The 15,650-nt window shown below is 60.2% G+C and carries 13 protein-coding genes; 7 read left to right on the plus strand and 6 right to left on the minus strand.

Annotated features, from left to right (window positions below):
- Positions 1-54: 54 nt before the first annotated feature.
- On the minus strand, positions 55-633 hold the full coding sequence (locus tag PSH88_RS23975) for an acyl carrier protein phosphodiesterase (protein WP_305423048.1): 579 nt from the start codon (positions 631-633) through the stop codon (positions 55-57).
- A gap of 154 nt (positions 634-787) precedes the next feature.
- Here PSH88_RS23975 and PSH88_RS23980 point away from each other — a divergent pair, with 154 nt between their 5' ends.
- The 3 genes from PSH88_RS23980 to PSH88_RS23990 are packed head-to-tail and all read left to right on the plus strand — an operon-like array spanning position 788 to position 3,348.
- A complete protein-coding gene (locus tag PSH88_RS23980; protein ID WP_030132713.1) occupies positions 788-1,108 on the plus strand; it encodes an ArsR/SmtB family transcription factor in 321 nt (106 codons plus the stop codon).
- Positions 1,109-1,110: 2 nt separating this feature from the next.
- Positions 1,111-2,277 (plus strand): MFS transporter, encoded by a 1,167-nt coding sequence (locus tag PSH88_RS23985; protein ID WP_007903798.1) that lies wholly within the window; start codon positions 1,111-1,113, stop codon positions 2,275-2,277.
- 21 nt (positions 2,278-2,298) lie between these two features.
- Positions 2,299-3,348, plus strand: a complete 1,050-nt coding sequence (locus tag PSH88_RS23990; RefSeq protein ID WP_192344313.1) for an alkene reductase — start codon at positions 2,299-2,301, stop codon at positions 3,346-3,348.
- A 97-nt stretch (positions 3,349-3,445) separates the two neighbouring features.
- Here PSH88_RS23990 and PSH88_RS23995 read toward each other — a convergent pair whose 3' ends face one another.
- Both PSH88_RS23995 and emhR read right to left on the minus strand, forming a co-directional pair.
- Positions 3,446-4,330: a DMT family transporter gene (locus PSH88_RS23995; RefSeq protein ID WP_305423050.1), complete on the minus strand. Its 885-nt coding sequence runs from the start codon at positions 4,328-4,330 to the stop codon at positions 3,446-3,448.
- Positions 4,331-4,492: 162 nt separating this feature from the next.
- Complete coding sequence (gene emhR / locus PSH88_RS24000) at positions 4,493-5,125, minus strand: efflux system transcriptional repressor EmhR (RefSeq protein ID WP_038979269.1); 633 nt, start codon at positions 5,123-5,125, stop codon at positions 4,493-4,495.
- A gap of 265 nt (positions 5,126-5,390) precedes the next feature.
- Between emhR and emhA the strand changes: the two genes are divergently transcribed.
- The 4 genes from emhA to PSH88_RS24020 all read left to right on the plus strand — a co-directional run bounded on the left by emhA (position 5,391) and on the right by PSH88_RS24020 (position 12,737).
- The gene (gene emhA, locus PSH88_RS24005) at positions 5,391-6,548 is read left to right on the plus strand and encodes an efflux RND transporter periplasmic adaptor subunit EmhA (RefSeq protein WP_305423051.1); all 1,158 of its coding nucleotides are present in this window, start codon (positions 5,391-5,393) and stop codon (positions 6,546-6,548) included.
- A 3-nt stretch (positions 6,549-6,551) separates the two neighbouring features.
- Entirely contained in the window at positions 6,552-9,716 is a 3,165-nt protein-coding gene (gene emhB / locus PSH88_RS24010; protein ID WP_305423053.1) for an efflux RND transporter permease subunit EmhB, read from the plus strand.
- Positions 9,716-11,176: an efflux RND transporter outer membrane subunit EmhC gene (gene emhC, locus PSH88_RS24015; protein ID WP_305423054.1), complete on the plus strand. Its 1,461-nt coding sequence runs from the start codon at positions 9,716-9,718 to the stop codon at positions 11,174-11,176. Before emhB ends, emhC begins: the two co-directional genes overlap by 1 nt.
- A gap of 304 nt (positions 11,177-11,480) precedes the next feature.
- Positions 11,481-12,737 carry an OprD family porin gene (locus tag PSH88_RS24020; protein ID WP_305423056.1) on the plus strand — a complete coding sequence of 419 codons (1,257 nt, stop codon included), beginning with the start codon at positions 11,481-11,483 and terminating at the stop codon, positions 12,735-12,737.
- 119 nt (positions 12,738-12,856) lie between these two features.
- Here PSH88_RS24020 and pcaC read toward each other — a convergent pair whose 3' ends face one another.
- The 3 genes from pcaC to PSH88_RS24035 are packed head-to-tail and all read right to left on the minus strand — an operon-like array spanning position 12,857 to position 15,442.
- Positions 12,857-13,249 carry a 4-carboxymuconolactone decarboxylase gene (gene pcaC / locus PSH88_RS24025; protein WP_205887454.1) on the minus strand — a complete coding sequence of 131 codons (393 nt, stop codon included), beginning with the start codon at positions 13,247-13,249 and terminating at the stop codon, positions 12,857-12,859.
- 10 nt (positions 13,250-13,259) lie between these two features.
- Complete coding sequence (pcaD, locus tag PSH88_RS24030; RefSeq protein ID WP_305423059.1) at positions 13,260-14,066, minus strand: 3-oxoadipate enol-lactonase; 807 nt, start codon at positions 14,064-14,066, stop codon at positions 13,260-13,262.
- 11 nt (positions 14,067-14,077) lie between these two features.
- Positions 14,078-15,442 (minus strand): 3-carboxy-cis,cis-muconate cycloisomerase, encoded by a 1,365-nt coding sequence (locus PSH88_RS24035; protein ID WP_305423060.1) that lies wholly within the window; start codon positions 15,440-15,442, stop codon positions 14,078-14,080.
- Positions 15,443-15,650: the final 208 nt, after the last annotated feature.

Consider the following 15,650-nt stretch of genomic DNA (forward strand, 5'->3'; position numbering starts at 1 on the left):
CGATGATGTTGAATGACATACCGCAATCGCGGGCAAGCCCGCTCCCACGGTTATTTATGTAGTTGGATAGTTTTGGGCAAAGTCCTGCAACTGCGGATAGAACAACCGGAAATCCTCGCTCAACGGCTCATACAATACCCGTAATTCCTGCATCGCCCGCGCCAACTCCTCCGGCCGGGTCAACCTGCGCGAAATCCCGCGCAACACCTGCTCAAGCACTTCGAACTCCTGATAAGCCCCCAACCAGTCATTGGCCACCATGTGCGGCGCAATCTTCGCCAGGCGCTCCGGCAACTGCGGCTCGGCCAACAGCACCCGGTAAACATCCGAGGTGAACTGCCCCAGCGGACGGTCGGCATACAACTCCCAGTCCCGCGCCAGGCAGTGGTCGAAAAACACATCGAGCACGATCCCGGCGTAACGCCGGCGCGTGATGGAAAACCGCGACAAGGCGATGTCCACCAGCGGATGGCGATCGGTAAACACGTCGATGCTGCGATGCAACTGAATGGCCGTCTCGATCTCCGGATCGAACTGCCCTTGCAGCCGCCCTTTGACGAAATCGCCATACAGACTGCCGAGCATTTGACCGGGGCGCTGGCCACCGAGGTGCAGATGTGCGAGATAGTTCATGCGCGCAGCTTAACACCGTGCCATCCATATCGTTATAACCCGATATACAGATTCATGCGGTCATCAGACCAAAATCATATTGGTATATCGCGAAGTACCGATTTAAAGTTCGCCTCATCGCGATATAGCGTTTTACTCATCACGAGCCCCAATCATGACCATCGACCTCGACGAAATAATAAAAGCGCTGGCACACCCAGTACGCCGAGACATCCTCATCTGGCTGAAAGACCCCAAGGTCCAGTTCCCGGAACAACTCCACAACCATGAGTACGGCATCTGCGCCGGACAGATCGATCAACGCTGCGGCCTGTCGCAGTCGACCGTGTCCGCCCATTTGGCGACCTTGCAACGGGCGGGATTGATCAGCAGCCAGAAGGCCGGTCAATGGCATTTTTTCAAACGCAACGAGGACGTGATTCAGGCGTTCCTCGATGCCATCGTCAAGGAGCTCAGCGCTCCGACAAGGAACTGACAATGCCCCTCTCGCTACTCATTCTGGCCTTGAGCGCCTTCGCCATCGGCACCACCGAGTTCGTCATCATGGGCCTGTTGCCCGAGGTGGCGGCTGATCTTGGTGTGTCGATCCCAGGCGCCGGCTGGCTGGTGACCGGTTACGCCCTAGGCGTGGCCATCGGCGCACCGTTCATGGCACTGGCCACCGCCAGACTGCCGCGCAAGGCCGCATTGGTAGCGTTGATGGGCATCTTCATCATCGGCAACCTGCTCTGCGCCCTGGCCAGTGACTACAACGTTTTGATGTTTGCCCGTGTGGTCACCGCGCTGTGTCACGGCGCCTTCTTCGGCATCGGTTCGGTGGTGGCGGCCGGTTTGGTGCCGGCCAACAAACGTGCGTCAGCCGTGGCCTTGATGTTCACCGGCCTGACCCTGGCCAACGTCCTTGGCGTGCCGCTGGGCACCGCGCTCGGTCAGGAAGCTGGCTGGCGTTCGACCTTCTGGGCGGTGACGGTGATCGGTGTGATTGCGCTGATCGGCCTGATCCGCTTCCTGCCGGCCAAACGCGACGAAGAGAAACTCGACATGCGCGCCGAACTGCGCGCCCTCAAAGGCGCCGGCATCTGGTTGTCGTTGAGCATGACTGCATTGTTCGCCGCCTCGGTCTTCACCTTGTTCACCTATGTCGCCCCTCTGTTGGGCGAGGTCACCGGTGTCTCGCCACGCGGCGTGACCTGGACCTTGATGCTCATCGGCCTGGGCCTGACGGTCGGCAACATCATTGGCGGCAAGCTGGCTGACAAAAGCCTGGCTGCGACGCTGATCGGTGTGTTCATCACCATGGCGGTCGTGTCCACCGTGCTGACCTGGACCAGCATTGCCGTGATCCCCACCGAAATCACCCTGTTCCTTTGGGCCACCGCTTGCTTTGCCGCCGTACCCGCCCTGCAAGTGAACGTGGTGACCTACGGCAAGGCGGCACCGAACCTGGTGTCGACCCTGAACATCGGCGCTTTCAACGTTGGCAACGCGCTGGGTGCCTGGGTCGGCGGCAGCGTCATCGCCCACGGTTTCGGCCTGACCCGCGTGCCACTTGCGGCCGCCGCACTGGCGGTGCTCGCCCTGCTGGTGACCCTGATTACTTTCCGTCAGAGCGGCGATGCCGAGCTGGCCCCCGCTACTAACTGATCGCTAAAAGAGAGCTACTTCATGACGACTATTTTCGATCCGATCAAACTGGGCGACCTCGAGTTGGCCAACCGCATCATCATGGCACCGCTGACCCGCTGCCGCGCCGACGAAGGCCGTGTGCCGAACGCGCTGATGGCCGAGTACTACGTGCAACGTGCCTCTGCCGGCCTGATCCTCAGCGAGGCCACGTCGGTCACGCCGATAGGCGTGGGCTACCCGGACACTCCCGGTATCTGGTCCAACGACCAGGTGCGCGGCTGGAGCAACGTGACCAAAGCGATCCACGGTGCTGGCGGCAAAATCTTCCTGCAACTGTGGCACGTGGGCCGGATTTCCCACCCCTTGTACCTGAACGGCGAAGCACCGGTCGCACCGAGTGCCATCCAGCCTAAGGGTCATGTCAGCCTGGTTCGTCCATTGGCCGACTTCCCAACCCCGCGCGCACTGGAAACCGCTGAAATCGCCGACATCATCGACGCTTACCGCGTGGGTGCCGAAAACGCCAAGGCCGCTGGTTTCGACGGCGTGGAAATCCATGGCGCCAACGGTTACCTGCTCGACCAGTTCCTGCAAAGCAGCACCAACCAGCGCACCGACAACTACGGCGGCTCCCTGGAAAACCGTGCGCGCCTGTTGCTGGAAGTGACCGATGCCGCCATCGAAATCTGGGGCGCGGGCCGCGTGGGTGTGCACCTGTCACCACGTGCCGACCTCCATGACATGGGCGATGACAACCTGTCCGAGACCTTCACCTACGTCGCTCGCGAACTGGGCAAGCGTGGCATTGCCTTCATTTGCTCGCGCGAGAAAGAAGCCGGCGACAGTCTCGGCCCACAACTGAAAGAAGCCTTCGGCGGCCCGTACATCGCCAACGAACGCTTCACCAAGGACAGCGCCAACGAGTGGCTGGCCAGCGGCAAGGCTGATGCGGTCGCCTTCGGCGTGCCGTTTATCGCCAACCCGGACCTGCCGGCGCGCTTGAAGGCCGATGCGCCGTTGAACGAGGCGCGTCCGGAGCTGTTCTATGCGAAGGGTCCAGTCGGTTACATCGACTACCCGGTGTTGTAACGTGCGCCATTGAAATGCAAAAGCCCCGACTCGAAAGAGCCGGGGCTTTTGCGTATGGAATGGAAGATCAAAGGATTGTCCGAAGGCTGCGCTCTTGTCAGCGCTTGCGCTGCCCCCAGGCGACCGCAAGACCGCTGAGGCAAATCACCGCGATACCGATCACGCCAAAGCTGTCCGGGGTATGGTCGAAGATCAAATACCCGTATATCCCGGCAAACAGAATCTGCCCGTAACTGAACGGTGCCAGCATCGCCGGTGCCGCATGGCGGAAGGCTTGGGTCAGCAGCATGTGACCGAGCATGCCGCAAGTGCCCAACCCGATCATGAACAGGCTATGCAGCAGCGTCGGCGTGCTCCAGAAGAACGGCAACAGCGCAGTCATGATCAGGCTATTGAGAATGCCGGTGAGAAAGTTGCTGGTGGTCGGGCTGTCGATACCGCTGAGCAGGCGGGTGAGCAATTGATAGAAGCCAAAACACAAGGCCGAGCACAGTGGCAACAAGATCGCCGGGGTGAACAGCGCACCGCCGGGCCGCACGACGATCAACACGCCGACAAATCCACCCACCACCGCCAGCCACTGATTGCGGGTTACCCGCTCATGCAGCAACGGTACGGACAACGCGGTCACTAATAAAGGAGCAAGAAAAGTGACGGCGGTGGCTTCAGCCAAGGGGATGTAACGCAGGCCGGTAGTGAAAAACAGGCTCGTGCCGATGAGGCACAGGGCGCGTAACAATTGCAAACCCGGACGCTTGGTGCGCACTACCACCGAGAAACCACTGCGTGGCACGAAAATCACCAGCATCAACAAGGTGTGCACCACGTAGCGTGCCCACACCACCATCACGATCGGATAAAACCCGGACAGGTACTTGGACAACGTGTCGTGACTGGCGAACAACAAAACCGCCAGGCAGATCAGCGCGATACCCTTTATCGGCTGCTCGGCGCCCTTGTAGCCCGGGTTGTTAACATTCATTCACACACTCGACACAAAATCCCTACAAAATACGTAGCTCGCTACCTATCAACCTGGCAACCGTACGTATATAAAAGCACCCCATCACAGAAAGGCGAGTGAAGCAGGGACATTTCCCCGCCCCAAGTCTTGACACAAATGGATCCAATTACGCATTTTGTTTCAATTGCGCAGGCTGGGACTCAAGCGCAGCATATCCAACCCTGTATCGACACAGCGCTCGGCTTCGGTGTGCAGTTGAAAACTGTCGGGAGCCAATAGCCACTGATACAGAATGCCATCGATGTACGCATGCAGGCTGATGGCCGCGCGGGCAGTGTCGAGGTTTTCCGGCAACTGCCCGCGATTCACCGCATTACTCAGGGCCAGAGCGATCCGCACATTGCAATCGAGACTGGCCGTCCGGCGCTGCTGGCGCAGATCGCACATTTCATCGGTGAATTCGCACTTATGAAACAGAATCTCGTTGATGCGTCGGGTTTTCGGGTCCAGGGCAACTTGATGAAACAAATGAATCAGCAGTTTGCGCATGCAACCCAGCGGATCGAGTTCATCTTCGCTTTCACTGGCCTTGGCCATTTCATCCAGGGGCTCATGCAAGGTATCGAGCATCGCCTGCACCAGATCCGCCTTGTTACTGAAATGCCAGTAGATCGCCCCGCGTGTCACGCCGGCCAGAGTAGCGATATCCGCCAGCGTCGTGCGCGCCACGCCCCGCTCGTAAAAGGCCTTTTCTGCCGCTTCGAGTATCTGGCTTCGGGTTTCTTGAGCTTCCTCTTTGGTACGACGGACCATGGCAGTAAAACCTCAATCAGGGGTGCTTCAGCGATGTCTGAATATCAGCTGAATAAAAGTGGGGCGAGCGCTCTTGGGCGTCTCATCAGGCCTACAATTCAAACCTTTGAACGGCTTTTGTAACCATGTAGGTACACCGCCAAGGCCTTTACAAACAACCATGAACGTAAGTATATTCCTTAGCAAGCTACTTATCCACCCGGTAGAAATTTTTTAACCTTCCACCTTTCTTGTGCGCAATTGCGCGCCTGACCCGAGGATCTTCATGCAATTCAAGCCAGCTGTTACCGCTCTGGTTACTGCCGTCGCCCTGGCATCGCTGCTCAGCGGATGTAAAAAGGAAGAGGCGGCACCAGCCGCACCAGCCCCTCAGGTCGGCGTCGTAACCCTGCAACCTCAAGCCTTCACCCTGACGTCCGAACTTCCGGGGCGCACCAGTGCGTTCCGCATTGCCGAAGTTCGCCCACAGGTCAACGGCATCATTCTCAAGCGACTGTTCAAGGAAGGCGGCGACGTCAAGGCCGGTCAGCAGCTCTATCAGATCGACCCGTCGGTCTATGACGCGACCCTGAAAAGCGCCGAAGCCAACCTGCGTTCGACCAAGTCGATCTCCGACCGCTACAAGCAACTGGTCGACGAACAGGCTGTCAGCCGTCAGGAATACGACACCGCGCTGGCCAACCGCCTGCAATCGGAAGCGTCCCTGCAGACCGCGCAGATCAACGTGCGCTACACCAAGGTTTACGCACCGATCTCTGGTCGCATCGGCCGTTCTTCGGTGACTGAAGGCGCACTGGTCAGCAGCGGCCAGACCGACGCCATGGCCGTCATTCAGCAACTGGACCCGATCTACGTCGACGTCACCCAGTCTTCGGTGGAGCTGCTTGAGCTGCGCCGCGAACTGGAAAGCGGTCGCCTGCAAAAGGCTGGCGATAATGCCGCCGCGGTCAAGCTGACTCTCGAAGACGGCAGCCAGTACACGCTGGACGGCAAGCTCGAGTTCTCCGAAGTTTCGGTTGACCAGACCACCGGCTCCGTGACCCTGCGTGCCGTGTTCCCGAATCCTGATCACACCTTGCTGCCGGGTATGTTCGTTCACGCCCAGCTGCAGGCCGGTGTGGACAGCGCGGCGATTCTGGCCCCGCAACAAGGCGTGACCCGCGACCTCAAAGGCTCTCCGACCGCGCTGGTCGTCGGTCCGGACAACAAGGTCGAACTGCGTCAGCTCAAGGCCAGCCGCACCGTCGGTAACCAATGGCTGATTGAAGACGGTCTGAAGGCCGGCGATCGCGTGATCACCGAAGGGCTGCAATTCGTCAGACCTGGCGTTGAAGTCAAGGCCACTGAAGCCACTAACGTTGGCGCAAAGAGCCCGGCCCCCGCACAGGCAGCTAACACAGCTGTCGGCGGCAAAGGGGAGTAAACCATGTCGAAATTTTTTATCGACCGTCCGATTTTCGCCTGGGTGATTGCCTTGGTGATTATGCTGGTCGGGGCTCTATCGATTCTCAAACTGCCGATCAACCAATACCCGAGCATTGCGCCTCCGGCCATTGCCATCTCGGTGACCTACCCGGGCGCATCTGCACAAACCGTGCAGGACACCGTGGTGCAGGTGATCGAGCAACAGCTCAACGGTATCGACAACCTGCGTTATGTCTCGTCGGAAAGTAACTCCGACGGCAACATGACCATTACCGCGACCTTCGAGCAGGGCACCAACTCCGATACCGCGCAGGTTCAGGTCCAGAACAAGCTGAACCTGGCCACCCCGCTGTTGCCGCAAGAAGTGCAGCAACAGGGCATCCGCGTGACCAAGTCGGTGAAAAACTTCCTGATGGTCATCGGCGTGGTGTCGCGTGACGGCAGCATGACCAAGGACGACTTGTCCAACTACATCGTGTCGAACATGCAGGACCCGATTTCGCGCACGGCCGGTGTCGGTGACTTCCAGGTCTTCGGTGCCCAGTACGCGATGCGGATCTGGCTCGACCCGGCCAAGTTGAACAACTTCAACCTGACCCCGGTGGACGTAAAAACCGCCATCGCGGCACAGAACGTCCAGGTCTCGTCCGGTCAACTCGGCGGTTTGCCTGCCCTGCCCGGCCAACAGCTGAACGCGACGATCATCGGCAAGACTCGTCTGCAGACCGCCGAGCAGTTCAAGGCGATCCTGCTGAAGGTCAACAAGGACGGCTCGCAAGTGCGTGTCGGCGACGTTGCGGAAGTCGGTCTGGGTGGCGAAAACTACTCGATCAGCGCCCAGTTCAACGGCGCTCCGGCCTCCGGTCTGGCGGTGAAACTGGCCAACGGCGCCAACGCCCTCGACACCGCAAAAGCCCTGCGCAATACCATTGACACCCTCAAGCCGTTCTTCCCGGAAGGGATGGAAGTGGTGTTCCCGTACGACACCACCCCGGTGGTGACCGAGTCGATCAAGGGTGTGGTTGAAACCCTGGTCGAAGCGATCGTGCTGGTGTTCCTGGTGATGTTCCTGTTCCTGCAAAACTTCCGCGCCACCGTCATCACCACGATGACCGTGCCGGTGGTATTGCTGGGTACATTCGGGATCCTCGCGGCGTTCGGTTTCAGCATCAACACCCTGACCATGTTCGGTATGGTGTTGGCCATCGGCTTGCTGGTGGACGACGCCATCGTCGTGGTGGAAAACGTCGAACGGGTCATGAGCGAAGAAGGATTGTCACCCAAGGAGGCCACCAAGAAATCCATGGGGCAGATCCAGGGTGCCCTGGTCGGTATTGCCCTGGTTCTGTCGGCGGTACTGTTGCCGATGGCGTTCTTCAGTGGCTCCACCGGTGTGATCTACAAGCAGTTCTCGATCACCATTGTTTCGGCCATGGCCCTGTCGGTACTGGTAGCGTTGATCTTCACCCCGGCACTCTGCGCCACCATGCTCAAGGCGATTCCGAAAGGTGAGCACGGCACGCCGAAACGCGGCTTCTTCGGCTGGTTCAACCGCAGCTTCGACCGTGGCGTCAAAAGCTACGAGCGCGGCGTGGGCAACATGCTCGCGCACAAGGCTCCGTATCTGCTGGCGTACCTGATCATCGTAGTTGGCATGATCTGGCTGTTCACTCGTATTCCAACGGCGTTCCTGCCGGAAGAAGACCAGGGCGTACTGTTTGCACAGGTGCAGACACCGGCTGGTTCCAGCTCCCAGCGCACGCAAGTGGTCGTGGACGAAATGCGCGAATTCCTGCTGCGTCCGAGCAAGGATGGCGGCGAAGGCGATGCGGTGGCCTCGGTGTTTACCGTGACCGGCTTCAACTTCGCCGGCCGTGGTCAGAGTTCGGGTATGGCGTTCATCATGCTCAAACCATGGGAAGAACGTAACGCCGACAACAGCGTGTTCAAACTGGCGGCCCGTGCTCAACAGCACTTCTTTACCTTCCGCGACGCCATGGTGTTTGCCTTCGCGCCACCGGCGGTACTGGAACTGGGTAACGCCACCGGTTTCGACGTATTCCTTCAGGACCGCGCCGGTATCGGTCACGAAAAGCTGATGGAGGCACGTAACCAGTTCCTCGGCATGGCGGCGCAAAGCAAGGTCCTGTCGCAAGTCCGTCCTAACGGCCTGAACGACGAGCCGCAATACCAGCTGGAAATCGACGATGAGAAGGCCAGCGCCCTGGGCGTGACCCTCACCGACATCAACAACACCCTGTCGATTGCCCTGGGCAGTAGCTATGTGAACGACTTCATCGACCGCGGTCGTGTGAAGAAAGTTTACATACAAGGCCTGCCTGGCGCTCGCATGAGCCCTGAGGACCTGAAGAAGTGGTACGTGCGCAACAGCGCCGGCACCATGGTTCCGTTCTCGGCGTTCGCCAAGGGTGAGTGGATCTACGGTTCGCCGAAACTGGCCCGTTACAACGGCGTAGAAGCGATGGAAATCCTCGGTGCCCCGGCGCCAGGCTATTCCACCGGTGAAGCGATGGCCGAAGTCGAAGCCCTGGCCAAGAAACTGCCGGCCGGTGTCGGTATTTCCTGGACCGGCCTGTCGTACGAGGAACGTCTGTCCGGCTCGCAAGCGCCAGCGTTGTACGCCTTGTCGCTGCTGATGGTGTTCCTGTGTCTGGCGGCGTTGTATGAAAGCTGGTCGATCCCGATCGCGGTGATGCTGGTGGTACCGCTGGGGATCATCGGGGCACTGATGGCGACCAGCCTGCGCGGCCTGTCCAACGACGTGTACTTCCAGGTGGGGCTGTTGACCACGATCGGTCTGGCGGCGAAAAACGCCATTCTGATCGTCGAGTTCGCCAAGGAACTGCATGAGCAAGGACGTAGCTTGCGCGATGCCGCGATCGAAGCCTGCCGCATGCGTCTGCGACCGATCATCATGACCTCGCTCGCGTTCGTGCTCGGCGTGGTACCACTGGCCATTTCCACGGGCGCCGGTTCGGGTAGCCAGCATGCGATCGGTACCGGGGTGATTGGCGGTATGATCACGGCCACTGTGCTGGCGATCTTCTGGGTCCCATTGTTCTTTGTCACCGTGTCGTCCATGGGTCAGCGCAAAATCGCCGACCAAGATGACGACGCTATTGAACCTTCTAAAGAGGCTGGCTAATGAGCAAGTCGCTACTCTCCATCGCAGTCGCCGCCTTCGTGCTGAGCGGCTGCTCGCTGATACCCGATTATCAGCAACCTGAAGCACCGGTGGCGGGCCAATACCCGCAAGGCCCGGCGTATTCGCCGGCCCAGGCGCCCAACCAGGCTGCCGCCGAACAGGGCTGGAAGCAGTTTTTCCACGACCCGGCGCTGCAACAGCTGATTCAGACCGCACTGGAGAACAACCGTGACCTGCGCGTCGCGGCACTGAACATCGACGCTTATGCGGCTCAATACCGCATCCAGCGCGCCGACCTGTTCCCGGCTGTTTCGGCTACCGGCAGCGGCAGCCGTCAGCGGGTTCCGGCACGGGCCTCGCAAACTGGCGAAGCGAACATCAGCAGCTCCTACTCGGCCACTGTCGGCATCAGCGCCTATGAGCTCGACCTGTTCGGTCGTGTGCGCAGCCTGAGCGAAGAAGCCCTGCAGAAGTACTTCGCCACCGAAGAAGCACGCCGCAGCACGCAGATCAGTCTGGTGGCCAGCGTGGCCAATGCCTACCTGACCTGGCAGGCTGACAAAGAGCTGCTGAAACTCACCCAGGAAACCCTCGGCGCCTATGAGGAGAGCTACAAGCTCACCTCGCGCAGCAACGAAGTGGGTGTAGCCTCGGCGCTGGATCTGGCCCAGTCGCGCACCTCGGTGGAAAACGCCCGTGCACAACTGGCCAAATACACCCGTCAGGTCGCCCAGGATGAAAACAGCCTAGTATTGCTGCTCGGCACCGGTATCCCGGCCAATCTGCAAGCGGCCAAGCCACTGTCGGACGACCTGCTGAGCGAAGTGCCGGCCGGCCTGCCGTCGGACTTGCTGCAACGCCGTCCAGACATCCTTCAGGCCGAGTACAACCTCAAGGCTGCCAACGCCAACATCGGCGCGGCACGGGCTGCGTTCTTCCCGAGCATCAGCCTGACCGCCAATGCCGGCTCCCTGAGCCCGGACCTGTCCGGTCTGTTCAAGGGCGGTTCGGGCACCTGGTTGTTCCAGCCGCAGATCAACCTGCCGATCTTCAACGCCGGCAGCCTGCGCGCCAGCCTGGATTACTCCAAGATCCAGAAAGACATCGGCGTGGCGAACTACGAGAAGTCCATTCAAACGGCCTTCCAGGAAGTCGCCGATGGCCTGGCCGCACGCCAGACCTACACCGAGCAGTTGCAGGCTCAGCGTGACTTCGTCAGCGCCAACCAGGACTACTACCGTCTGGCCGAGCGTCGCTACCGCATTGGTGTCGACAGCAACCTGACCTTCCTCGACGCCCAGCGCCAGCTGTTCAGTGCCCAACAAGCGCTGATCACCGACCGTCTGGCGCAGCTGACCAGCGCAGTCAATCTGTACAAGGCGTTGGGTGGTGGCTGGAATGAACAGACGGCGAAGAACGAGCCGCTGAAAGAAGAAGCGCCGAAGATGAAGTTGTTCTGATAGCGCGGTAAACACGAAGCCCACCGATTGGTGGGCTTTTTGTTGGCTGCGATCTTTAGATCTTTAGATTTTTTGCTGTTCGATAATCGCCCAGAACCCGCCCTCCCCCAATTGAACCATTTAGTCCGTTTCCCTCACCATCTGTCGTACAAAACCAATAACAACAGGTTCGACACCATGTCCCCGCGCCCTGCCCTGTCCGGCTGACTTCGCCCCGCTTTTCTGAATTCGAATCTTTTGTCTGCAACCCCAGCGTTGCGGCACCGCCCTGTTTCACCTCCAAGAATTAGAGAGACCCGAGCCCATGACGACTTCCACGCAGTATTTCTTTCCCAGCCTGATCGCCATCGCACTGGCCGGTGCGGCCCTGCCCGCCATGGCCGAGGAAGCCGGTTTTGCCGAAGGTGCCAAGGTCAATCTGAACCTGCGCAACTTCTACATCAACCGTAACTTCACCAACCCGACCAAGGCTCAAGGCAAGGCCGAAGAGTGGACGCAAAGTTTCATCCTCGATGCCAAGTCCGGGTTCACCCAGGGCACCATCGGGTTCGGCATGGACGTGCTGGGGTTGTATTCGGTCAAGCTCGACGGCGGCAAAGGCACCGGCGGTACGCAGTTGTTGCCGCTGGACCACGACGGTCGCCCGGCGGACAATTTCGGTCGTACCAATGTGGCGTTCAAGGCCAAGCTGTCTCAGACCGAAGTGAAGGTCGGCGAATGGATGCCGGTATTGCCGATCCTGCGTTCAGACGATGGTCGCTCGCTGCCGCAAACTTTCCGTGGCGGCCAGATCACCTCGAAGGAAATCGACGGCTTGACGCTTTACGGCGGCCAGTTCCGCGCCAACAGCCCGCGCGACGACAGCAGCATGAATGACATGTCGATGACCGGCAAAGCAGCATTCACGTCAGATCGCTTCAACTTCCAGGGCGGCGAATATGCCTTCAACGACAAGCGCACTCAGATCGGCCTGTGGAACGCGCAACTCAAGGACATCTACAGCCAGCAATACGTCAACCTGATCCACACCCAACCGCTGGGCGACTGGACATTCGGCGCCAATTTGGGGTTCTTCTACGGCAAGGATGACGGCAGCGCCCGGGCTGGCGAGCTGGACAACAAGACCTGGTCGGGCCTGTTCTCGGCCAAATACGGTGGCAACACCTTCTACGTCGGCCTGCAAAAACTCACCGGGGACAGCGCCTGGATGCGGGTCAACGGCACCAGCGGCGGCACCCTGGCCAACGACAGTTACAATGCCAGCTATGACAACGCCAAGGAAAAATCCTGGCAAGTGCGCCACGACTACAACTTCGCCGCCCTTGGCGTGCCGGGCCTGACGTTGATGAACCGCTACATCAGCGGCGACAACGTACACACCGCAACCACCAGCGACGGCAAGGAATGGGGCCGCGAAAGCGAACTGGGCTATACGGTTCAGAGCGGCACGCTGAAAAACCTCAACGTCAAATGGCGCAACTCGACCATCCGCCGCGACTTCAGCAACAACGAGTTCGACGAGAATCGGTTGATCGTCAGCTATCCGATCAGTCTGCTGTAAACACAGACCCAATGTGGGAGCGGGCTTGCTCGCGAAAGCGGTTTAACATTCAGCATTGATGCAAGCTGATTCACCGCATTCACGAGCAAGCCCGCTCCCACAGGGTTTGTGGTGGACAGTCACTCCCGCGATTCAACCCCCAACTCATCCCAAACCGACTCGGCCAGGTGGAAGGTCGCGTTGGCCGCCGGGATGCCGCAATAGATCGCGCTCTGCATGATCACTTCCTTGATCTCGCCGCGGGTCACGCCGTTGTTGGCGGCGGCGCGCAGGTGCAGTTTGAGTTCTTCGTTGCGGTTCATGCCGATCAGCATGGCGATGGTGATCAGGCTCCGAGTGTGGCGCGGCAAGCCCGGGCGGGTCCAGATGTCGCCCCAGGCGTGGCGGGTGATCATCTCCTGGAACTCCGAGTTGAACTCGGTCAGCGTGCTCAGGCTGCGGTCGACGTGGGCGTCACCGAGCACTGCGCGACGGACTTTCATGCCCTCGTCGTAACGTTGTTTCTCGTCCACAACAATCCCCTCAATGAGCTGACAAAAACGCCAGTACCCGGTCGCTGAACGCAGCGCCGGCCTGGACGTTGGACAGGTGCGCGGCGTAGAACTCCGCGTACTCGGCGCCCCGCACATGTTCCTGAATGAAATGCCCGCCCGACGGCGGCGTGACCGCGTCTTCAGTGCCGGCGATCACCAGCAGCGGCGCCTTGATCGAAGACAACTGATCGCGGAAATCGGCGTCACGTACCGCCGCGCAATTGGCCGCGTAACCTTCAGGCGAGGTGGCCGCGAGCATGTCGGTAATCTGCTTCGCCGCGGCCGGATTGGCCGAGGAAAAGTCCGGGGTGAACCAGCGCGCAATCGACGCATCGCGCAGGGCGACCATCGCCGCCGCGCCATCGCGCAGCACGGTTTCGATCCGTGGATTCCACACTGATGGATCGCCGATTTTCGCCGCGGTGTTGCACACGATCAGTTTGTTCAAACGCTGGCCGGCATTGATCCCCAGCCATTGACCGATCAACCCGCCCATGGACAAGCCACAGAAATGCGCGCGTTCGATGTGCAAGGCATCCAGCAGCGCCAGCACGTCGCGGCCCAACTGATCGATGCTGTACGGCCCCGGCGTCACCAACGATTTGCCGTGACCCCGGGTATCAAAACGCAGCACCCGGAAATGCTCGGTGAACGCCGGGATCTGCGCGTCCCACATGTGCAGGTCGGTGCCCAGTGAGTTGGACAGCACCAGCACCGGCGCATCCGCCGGTCCATCGAGTTGCGGCCCTTGAATTTGGTAGTGCAGTTCGCCCTCGGCGAGTTGTACGAATGCCACAGCAGTCTCCTTCAGGCAGTCAACGCAAAATGTTCAGCCACCGCTCGCTCGACCCAGGTATGGGCCTGACCGAGGTAATGGGCGGGGTCCAGTAGACGATCGAGTTCAGCGTCCGACAGCTCGGCAGTCACCTGCGGCTCGTCGCCGAGTACCGCGCGCAGATGACGTTGCTCGGCCACGGCGCGCTTGCAGCATTGCTCCAGCAGATGATGCGCGGTGTCGCGACCGACCCGTTGCGCCAGCACGATGCTCACGGCTTCGGCCAGCACCAGGCCCTGGGTCAGGTCGAGGTTGCGCTTCATTCGGTCGGCATCCACTTCCAGGCCGTCGGCCACCAACAGCGCTTGCTGCAAGCTGCCTGACACCAAGCAGCAGATCTCCGGCAGGGTTTCCCATTCGGCATGCCACAAGCCCAGGCTGCGCTCGTGTTCCTGCGGCATCGCGCTGAACAAGGTCGAGAGCAAACCCGGCACCCGCGTTGCCGCACTGATCAACACCGCCGCACCCACCGGGTTGCGTTTGTGTGGCATGGTCGAGGAACCGCCCTTGCCTGGTGCCGAAGGTTCGAACACTTCGCCGGCCTCGGTCTGCATCAACAGGCTGATGTCGCGGCCGAGTTTGCCGAGGCTGCCGGCGATCAACCCAAGCACCGCGCCAAACTCCACCAGACGATCACGCTGGGTGTGCCAGGGTTGATCCGGCAAGGTCAGTTGCAGTTCTGCGGCCAAGGCTTCGGCAATCGGCATCGCCTGCTCGCCGAGGGCCGCGAGGGTGCCGGAAGCACCGCCGAATTGCAGCACCAGCAGGCGCGGTTTGAGTTCCAGCAGACGCTGACGGCTGCGCGTCACCGCCCCCAACCAACCGGCGATTTTCATGCCGAGGGTGACGGGCGTCGCGTGTTGCAACCAGGTGCGTCCGGCCAATGGGGTGGCGACGTAACGCCAGGCCTGGGTCGCGAGGGTTTCCCCCAACTGCATCAGATCAGCTTCGATCAATTCCAGCGCACGGCGCAGTTGCAGCACCAGACCGGTGTCCATTACATCCTGGCTGGTCGCGCCCAGATGCATGTAACGCTCGGCTTCGGCATCGTCCTTGGCGATCTGCTTGCCCAATGCCTTGACCAGCGGAATTGCCGAATTGCCCGCCGTGGCAATCGCCTCACCAAGCGCGGCGAAGTCGTAATGCTCGGCCCGACATGCCGCTTCGATAGACGCGACAGCCGTCTGCGGAATCAGGCCAACCCGCGCCTCGGCCCGGGCCAGTGCCGCTTCGAAATCAAGCATGGCCTGAACCCGGCCCTGATCGCAGAACACGTCACGCATGTCGAGTGCCGTGAAGTAGGCATCGAACAATTGATTGCCCGGTCGCTGGTTCATAAACAGTCCTTGCAGGCGTGGGCCGGTCAGGCCCCCGCGTAAAGATCAAAGGTCGTTTTGCAAATACTTCGCCTGTTTCGGCAGACGCAGGCTGAACAGGAACGCCACCGCCATCATCACCGTCACGTACCAGTGAACAATTTCGAGTCTAGGCACACTTTGCAACAAACCCATTCCACAATTGGGCAATGCTATCCCTGTGGGAGCG

Origin of the sequence: Pseudomonas wuhanensis, from assembly GCF_030687395.1 — a bacterium.
Classification (GTDB): Bacteria; Pseudomonadota; Gammaproteobacteria; order Pseudomonadales; family Pseudomonadaceae; genus Aquipseudomonas; species Aquipseudomonas wuhanensis.